The sequence below is a fragment of the Sphingomonas sp. FUKUSWIS1 genome, from assembly GCF_000733135.1.
GTDB lineage: Bacteria > Pseudomonadota > Alphaproteobacteria > Sphingomonadales > Sphingomonadaceae > Sphingomonas > Sphingomonas aerolata.
Genome location: NZ_JPJC01000238.1, coordinates 1 through 2,929 on the forward strand (window position 1 = coordinate 1; position 2,929 = coordinate 2,929).

The window sequence follows — 2,929 nt, forward strand, 5'->3', positions numbered from 1 at the left end:
ATACCCATGCCCGCAACTGCCGCTGCCAGCACGCCTGGCGCTGAGTTGATCGAGAGCTTTGCGGAAACGGCAACGGCAGCACCAGTCTGACCGTGCGTGAAGCGCCAGCTCTCGCAACCAGACAGGCCGTGCTGGATGATGCAGGCATGTCTCGCGAGTTCGACCGGATCGGCTGGCGGCCCCAGAGTCTAAGATATTATTTCCCACTCAACCGGAATCAATACTGACGCCTGGCAATGCTTCGTCGGTTGCGTGGTGAATTTTGGAGATGATCAATAGCGAAGCAGTTTGCTTACCCCCTCTTCGAACACCGCCTATATAAATGCAGCGATGCGCCGCTATCGCGTAATCAACCTGTATCCAAGTCCCCGAACAGTCTCAATGACGTTTTCATCACCATAACTCATCATCTTTTTACGAAGACGACTTACTAATACGTCCATCGTTCGCGGACGACCGTCATCATCATTACTCTTATTAGGAAAATAACGTAAGTCTGACCGGCTTCGAACGAACCCAGGATTGCTTAAAAGACACCTTAGAATTGAGTATTCGGCACTTGTTAAGTGTATTATGTTTTTAGTAGGCGTAAGCAGCTGTCGCCTGTCCGCCTGAAGCTCCCAGCCAGCGAACTCAAGGCTTCCCAATTTACGCTTTACCTCGGGTCTTACTGAGGTCCGGCGAGTAATGGCGGCTGCTCGCGCACTGATCTCACGAGCGCTGCACGATACATCGACACAATCGTCCGCTCCCATATCGAGCGCAACTATCCGATCTACGTCATCGTTTGAACTCGATCGCACAATTATACCGGGCCGATCGTTGACTAATAACAGGCGCCCAATCACCGACGCCGTATCTGGATATAGAGACGGACCGTCGACGATCATAATATCAACTGTTAACGAGTAAGCGACGCTTTCAACATATGATATGTCCGTGGTATGTTCAACAATAAAACCATATCGACCTAATGTGCTTTTAAGCAGCTCGCAATCGTCCACTTTACTGCATATCAACACAGTTTTGACGTGGTTAGAACACGAGTCTCGCAAATTAACATCTACAGACTTAAGATCGAGTCGCGGATTTTCCATGAACATTTCTCTAATTCAGAGAGGCGTTGCAGCGCGATAGAATGAGCAGCCCACGCGCAAAACGATCAATACGGCGCCACGCTCGGCCAATCGTCCCGACACTATCATAAGATACACAAGTGAGAACCATGCCTGGCCAAGCCTGGGTTACGATCAGGGGTCGCGTACTTCTAATGGTCCAACATGAACACAATGCGTCTTCAACAGGCCTGATCCATTCAAAGTGGCCTAGAAAGGGGCGGGATGATCGCCATTCTGGTATAGCGTTCTGACGCTCGCTATGAGCAGGTGGGCAGTGTCTGAGCGAATTAACACAAAATACCAGATTTTCCTTACATAACATCACTAAGTGTCTCATCATTGTCACGATATTAAGAGATGTTGCCGAGTTTGGTCAACATGTGTCATTTAGATGACACCGGTCGGAATAAATTACCGACAGCACTTTGCGAGCTTTATAAATCCGTGCGGTTAGGCGAGCTTAGCGGCTGAGCACCATAAGGTGTCGTACGTTACAGGGATGTAGTGATGATCCGGTTTTTGACAGCGACGGCGTTGGTAAGCTCGTTAAGCCTGTTTCCAGCATATGTGCAGGCGCAGAACGCGGGCTCTCCCGCGGCCGGCGCTGCAGATGCGAGCGCTACTGATACTCAAGTCAGCACGGCAGTTGGTAGCGATCCTACAGTTGTAGACGAAACTCCTCCTGGCGGGGGAAGCAAAGAGATCGTCGTGACGGGATCGCGCATCCGGCGACCGAACCTGGAATCAACTGTTCCAATTGCCTCTATCCGGTCTCAAGATATCTACAGCAGGGCCGATCCAAACGTCGGTGAAGCGTTAAACGATCTTCCGCAGCTCCGCAGCACATTCTCGCAGCAGAATCCTGGCTCGGGAATTGGCGTTGCAGGCCTCAACCTTCTCGATCTTCGTGGGCTTGGGGTGCAACGCACGTTGGTGCTGGTTAATGGTCGCCGGCACGTGCCGTCGGATATCCAGAATACGGCAGCGGCGGTGGATACTAACACCATCCCAACCGACCTAATCGAACGTATCGACATCGTGACCGGCGGCAATTCGGCCGTCTATGGCTCCGACGCTATCGCTGGCGTTGTCAACTTCGTTCTAAAGAACAATTTTGACGGTCTGCAATTACGCGCGGGCAACAGCATTCCTCAGTTTGGGTCGGGCGGCAACCGTTACATATCCGGTATTGCAGGTAAGAACTTTGCCGATGACCGAGGCAATCTCACGGCGGCATTGGAGTACTCGAAGCAGGATCGTTTATTCGGTTCGCAGATCCCGTATTTCCGTCAATCTAACGGCTTTGTGACCAACGACGTCGATGGTGCCGGACTGACGAATGGCAGCGACGGAATTCCGGACGTCGTCTTTGGGCGTAACATACGGTCCTCAACGATTGCTCGGTTCGGCTTGGTACCAGTCGTACAGACCCGCAACACCGCAGCACCCTGCGGCGCGGGTATCCCTGGCGGCACGGGAGCCCGTACTAACTACAACTGTAATTATCTTTTTGATTCAGCCGGTAATTTGGTGCCGCAAACCGGCAACCGGATCAGCACCGGGCCTACCGGTACATTCCTTGGCGGTAATGGCGACAACAACCGTGAGGATCGTCTGCTTTCGGTTTTGCCGAAGAACGAACGCTTCAGCGCAAACTTGCTAGGACACTTTAAGGTAAGCGATGCGGCTGATTTCTTCGTTGAAGCTAAGTACGCTCGGGCGCATACAGTCGGCTCGAATTCGGGGCCGGCGTTCAATCAGGGATTTAACCAGACCTTCAGCGACTATCGAGCTAATTATCGCCTTGATAA

2 protein-coding genes are annotated in these 2,929 nt (G+C 52.0%); one reads left to right on the top strand and one right to left on the bottom strand.

Translation table 11 applies throughout. From position 1 onward, the window contains the following. Window positions 1–338 precede the first annotated feature (338 nt). Window positions 339–1,103, bottom strand: coding sequence for a response regulator transcription factor (locus sphsw_RS20910; protein WP_081874357.1), 765 nt, complete (start codon window positions 1,101–1,103; stop codon window positions 339–341). 522 nt (window positions 1,104–1,625) lie between these two features. Here sphsw_RS20910 and sphsw_RS18990 point away from each other — a divergent pair. Next, a partial coding sequence (locus tag sphsw_RS18990; RefSeq protein WP_152555519.1) for a TonB-dependent receptor plug domain-containing protein occupies window positions 1,626–2,929 on the top strand: 1,304 nt, incomplete at its 3' end.

What these genes read in the sequence shown, in the direction of transcription:
- sphsw_RS20910 (WP_081874357.1), bottom strand. Translation starts at nt 1,103, where the DNA reads ATGTTCATGGAAAATCCGCGACTCGATCTTAAGTCTGTAGATGTTAAT.